Origin of the sequence: Methanospirillum sp., assembly GCF_035560735.1 — an archaeon.
Lineage (GTDB): Archaea > Halobacteriota > Methanomicrobia > Methanomicrobiales > Methanospirillaceae > Methanospirillum.
Genome location: NZ_DATMYY010000248.1, coordinates 1 through 4,944, shown reverse-complemented (window position 1 = coordinate 4,944; position 4,944 = coordinate 1). Strand labels below are relative to the sequence as shown.

Below are 4,944 nucleotides of genomic sequence, written 5' to 3'. Positions count from 1 at the left end.
GCTTCGCCCTTTGATATCTCGGGCAATACTGTTTTTATTCATAATACTGGCAAGTGGATTTCTTTTTTGTGTATCACCTGTTGTTTCTGAAGTAACTGTGACTACACTCATAGATACAGTCGGGATGGCACATGATAGTTCAACTATCACACAGGGATATGGGAACCCATATGTGAATGGATCATCGCAGCTTTTTCGTGACTCAACAATGACAAATGGTGGAGCTCTTACTCTCTCTAAAATTGCCTCTAGTGGAGGTAAGAGATATGAAAATGGGTCGATAGATGCTCAGAAAGTACTCAGTTATGATGCAGGAACAACAGGCAGTCATCTCTCAGCCAGTGAGCATATGATGACTACTACAACCCGTGGTTTGAGTGACAATTCATCACCACTGTGTACCCTGGCATCCGGAGATTCAGAAAGTTCGAGTTCTACCAGATCGTTCTCTGCATCAGCTTCACTTGATGTAATTACTGCGAACACCTTACAACTGACATCAAGAACCCGCATTTCATCAGAAGATCTCCAGTATTCAGTTAGTGCAAATACATCCAGCTCTATCGGAAATTATTCTAGCCCTGCCATAGTTGCGACTTCGTTTAATTATGGCTCAGGAACTGCAAGTGAGATGAATATGGCTTCCGATAGGTCAAAAGTTTCAGGGCTCTTTGATCTGTTCAATCGTGTTTATCATGGAGGAACCAGCGCTACTATTCAGGAACAAACCGGTGGTTCTGGTATGGTGAATTCGCGGACAATTGCCGAGCACACGTATAACAGCAGAAACATAACAGGTCAGACTGAATGGACTGGAACAGCAGTGTATGCTTCGACTCTTCTTACCAACGGAGGAAATTTCGAGGAGACCCGAGCTCTTACCGCAGATAAAACAACCGATTCACAGCGACTGGTAAGTTATCATGCTAATGGTTCTACCTCAATGCAGACTGAAGAAAGGGTGGTTGCTGTGAAACAGGTGAGAGATGGAGTTAATACATCCACTGATCCAAGTTGCGCATTTGGTGGAAGTACTGCAACTGGTAATGGAACAACTGTCTCATATCAATCTGTGAGTGCATCATCTCAAGTGATGGGTGTGGACTCGGCCGAGATTGAATCTGTTGGTCATATGGATATTGGTAGTGAAAATAACGGAACAGCACCAGTAATTGTGCATTACAGAGCTGATATCACATCCCCGGTGGAGTTTGATGCTTCAATCCTTCAGAAGATGACAGACCCTGATAATGATGGAAAATTTGAGGATCTCAACGGGAATGGAAAGCTCGATATGCAGGATTTGGTCCTCCTCTTTAGAAACTTTGACTGGCTTTCCAAGAGTAATATCTCTTCACGGTTTGATTATAACAATAATGGCAGGGTTGATTTTGCAGATCTGACTCATGCTTTCAGAGATATTCAGAAGAGATGAAATCAATATCCGGATTTATAATTCCTAGTCAGTAAAAATGACTCCCTTGGAAAAGGATGAGAGGAGTCAATAACAATCTAGAGAAAAATCATCAATACAAATGGATAAACAGTTTCAGGTGAGAGAAGTACCAATTTCATGTCTGGGGATATTTCGCTGATTATCGTCGGAGGAGGGCCTGCAGGACTTTTTTGCGCATTACAGGCCGCGAGTGAGAATATAGACGTTTTAGTACTTGAAAAGAAGCGTTCATGCGGAAATAAACTCCTGATAAGTGGTTCTGGTCAATGCAATATCACCCATGATGGTGAAATTCGGCAATTCTTATTGCGCTATGGTGATAATGGATCTTTTCTCAAATCCTCTCTTATGAATTTTGGAAACCAGGATCTTATCAAATTTTTCAATGAAAGAGGGGTTCCATTGGAGATTGAACCTGGTGGAAAGGTGTTCCCAGTATCCCGCAAAGCATCTGATATCCTTGATCTTCTTATACATGAATGCCAGAGATCCAGAGTTAAAATTAAAAACTCAAACCCTGTAACTGATGTCGCGTACATTAATGGCAGGTTTCAGGTAACAACTAGTGAGGATATGAATACCTCAAATTACCTGGTGATTGCCACTGGGGGGGAAACATATCCAGCGACGGGATCTACCGGTGATGGTTTTAAGTTTGCATCTCGTTTTGGACATACAGTGTCTGATACTGGATCGGCACTTACTGGAATACAGGTAAAAGATTACCGGTTTTCCGATCTTTCTGGGATCTCTTTTGCTGACCTGACTATAACTCTTTTCAGAGATGGGAAAAAGATAAAAACACACACTGGCGATATCCTTTTTACTCATTCAGGTCTTTCAGGACCTGGCATTCTTGATTTTTCCAGATATATCAGACCGGGAGATACCCTGAAAATTTCTTTAACTCCAGGGATTGATACCAGGGAGATGAACGAGGTTTTAATTAAAAGGATATCAGAATCAGGTAGTAAACAGCTACGGACAGTTCTAGGTGGATTTGACCTCCCTGAAAGAGTTGTCAGGAGGCTACTCGAACTTGCGAATGTTGATCCAGATCTCACCGGTCCTCACTTAACTAAAAAGGATCGAATAGTTATTGTGGATTTAATTACCGCTTGTCCTTTTGAGGTTAGCAAGCTCGGCGGTCCTGAAGAGGCCATGGCTACCTGGGGGGGAGTGAGTCTGTCAGAAATTAATCCAAAGACCATGGAATCGCGTATCGTTTCTGGCCTCTTCTTTGTTGGAGAGGTTCTTGACATTGATGGTGATACTGGAGGATATAATCTTCAGGCTGCTTTTTCAACAGCAAAATTAGCTGCACAGCGATTACGGGTTCTTTCTGAAGATGTAAAAAATTAAAGTTTGTTAAGGATTTTTGTCGTTTGATCTAATTTAAACGATCTCAAATTCTGGCTTTGTACACCAGACTTCGAGAAGGTATCCTCCCGGAAGTTCTGCATTATCACATATCGGATTGGCCCTATTTTCCCCGGTTTCTGAAGTCAGATATAATATCTCTTCACTGTTCCAGTCCTCTTTTTTCACTCGGATCACCCGGCCGAGGTTTTCGACCCAGTAAACCAACTTGAATGGCCAGTCTTCTGACATATCATCACTCCGTGTCAGGTACCTGCTCCTTGTCAGAGCTGCGGTGTAATAGACCCCGGGTTTAATCTGGAACAGATGATCTGTGGTATATTTTTTGAGAAAATACTTGAGGTCTGAGGCCAGTGAAATGGCTCCTGCAAGGGTAGATACTGGGATATACACACCAATAGATAGACTAACCGGTCCGTAAAATCTGATAGCATCCCATGCAGTTTCAGACTCCCTGAGAGATCGAAGGAGTGGAATTCCGGGTCTACTGATTAGGAGAAGATTCATTGGAAAAAAGAAGGTTCAGATGTACATCCTTGAGTCTGAACGGGGTTCGTCACGCCTGACTTTTATTACTGCTTCATGGATATCATCGCTGGTGATCGCCCAAGCATCTCTACGGACAGCTAACATCCCTGCTTCCCGGCAAATGGCCTGTAACTGGGCACCAGTGAATTTTTCTGTTTCATTAGCGAAAGTATTCAGATCAACGCTCTCGTCTAATGTCATCCTGCGGGTATGAATCTTGAGAATTTCAAGTCTGGCTTTTTCATCTGGAAGTGGGACCTGAATAATTCTGTCAAATCTGCCTGGTCTTAATAGAGCAGCATCCAGCATATCAACCCTGTTTGTTGCAGCCATTATTCTGACATCACCACGATTATCAAAACCATCCATCTCTGCAAGCAGTTGCATTAGGGTCCGCTGTACTTCTGCACTTCCTGAAGTTCCATCGTTAGTCCTCGTTGTTCCGATAGCATCAATTTCATCGATAAAGACAATCGATGGGGCACGGTCACGGGCTAATGTGAACAGTTCCCGAACCATCTGTGCCCCTTCTCCGATGAATTTGTGGACCAGTTCGCTCCCTGACATCCTTATGAATGTTGCCTTTGCATTATGTGCTACAGCCTTTGCAACGAGTGTTTTTCCAGTTCCAGGGGGCCCAAATAGAAGGATACCCTTTGGTGGTTCAACACCGATACGCTCAAAAACTTCAGGTTTGGTCAGAGGGTATTCAACTGCTTCCCGGACCTCTTCAATCTCAGAGCTCAATCCTCCCACTAGTTCGAATGTTACGTCTGGTGATTCTTCAAGTTCCATCACCCTGACCCTTGAATCATATGTCTCCTCGAGGACTTTAACTATGGAGAGTGCGTTATTGACCGCTACCTTGCATCCGGGTTTGATGTCTGGCTGAAGTTCTTCAGAGACGGTTGTGATATATTCCTGATTATTGCCCATCTGGCGGAGGTAGATCTCACCTGATGGAAAGATATCTACCACCACTGCTACAAACAGTGGCATTCGTTTCAGCTGACTGTTCTCACGCTTCAGAACAACATTCTCTTTGAATAATTCCTCTGTGCGGATAGAGAGTTCGAGGTTTTGGGCCTCGAGTTCCTGTAACCGTATTTGGTAGGCCAGGGACTGATCCCGTATCACGTTGTCCCGTGGCAGGGAAGAGTCGGGATAATCCATAATACTCATAAGTGGCGAGGATATGGTTTAATAGTTCTCTTTAGGGATAATTTTGACATTAGTATCCAGAGGCGTAATAATACCCGTTTTCTTCCTTAACGGTAATCGGTATATCAAAAAGTTCACTGATAGTTGTACTGGTTATGAGGGCCTCCTTACTGCCATCTGAGAATAAATTCCCACTTTTCATCATAATTACCCGGTTGATTTCAGGGATAATATCATGGATTTGATGAGTGACCAGTATGATTGTTACACCACTTATGGCAATATCGCGAAGGTATTTGCGTAGAGTATGGAGAGCCTGGAGGTCGAGACTGCTAGTCGGCTCATCAAGAATAAGCACCTGTGGCTGATGAACAAGGGCCCGTCCAATTATTAGTCGTCTTGCTTCACCAGATGAAAGA

At 43.4% G+C, this 4,944-nt stretch carries 4 protein-coding genes and 1 pseudogene; 2 read left to right on the top strand and 3 right to left on the bottom strand.

Annotation, left to right across the window (positions count from 1 at the left end; genetic code table 11):
* Both VN429_RS07035 and VN429_RS07030 read left to right on the top strand, forming a co-directional pair.
* A pseudogene (locus VN429_RS07035) lies at window positions 1-1,435 on the top strand (hypothetical protein); the annotation flags it as partial.
* A gap of 138 nt (window positions 1,436-1,573) precedes the next feature.
* A complete protein-coding gene (locus tag VN429_RS07030) occupies window positions 1,574-2,818 on the top strand; it encodes a BaiN/RdsA family NAD(P)/FAD-dependent oxidoreductase (RefSeq protein WP_325631385.1) in 1,245 nt (414 codons plus the stop codon).
* 33 nt (window positions 2,819-2,851) lie between these two features.
* Here the strand turns inward: VN429_RS07030 and VN429_RS07025 are convergent, their stop codons facing one another.
* From VN429_RS07025 to VN429_RS07015, 3 genes are all read right to left on the bottom strand, one after another.
* Window positions 2,852-3,343, bottom strand: a complete 492-nt coding sequence (locus VN429_RS07025; RefSeq protein WP_325631383.1) for a hypothetical protein — start codon at window positions 3,341-3,343, stop codon at window positions 2,852-2,854.
* 15 nt (window positions 3,344-3,358) lie between these two features.
* A complete protein-coding gene (locus VN429_RS07020; protein ID WP_325631381.1) occupies window positions 3,359-4,537 on the bottom strand; it encodes a proteasome-activating nucleotidase in 1,179 nt (392 codons plus the stop codon).
* Between the two features lie 58 nt (window positions 4,538-4,595).
* Window positions 4,596-4,944, bottom strand: a 349-nt coding sequence (locus tag VN429_RS07015; protein WP_325631379.1) for an ATP-binding cassette domain-containing protein, incomplete at its 5' end; no start/stop codon positions are given.

Excerpts from the sequence above, each read along its gene's own strand:
- VN429_RS07030 (WP_325631385.1), top strand. The coding sequence starts at position 1,574 with ATGTCTGGGGATATTTCGCTGATTATCGTCGGAGGAGGGCCTGCAGGA.
- VN429_RS07020 (WP_325631381.1), bottom strand. The coding sequence starts at position 4,537 with ATGGATTATCCCGACTCTTCCCTGCCACGGGACAACGTGATACGGGAT.
- VN429_RS07025 (WP_325631383.1), bottom strand. The coding sequence starts at position 3,343 with ATGAATCTTCTCCTAATCAGTAGACCCGGAATTCCACTCCTTCGATCT.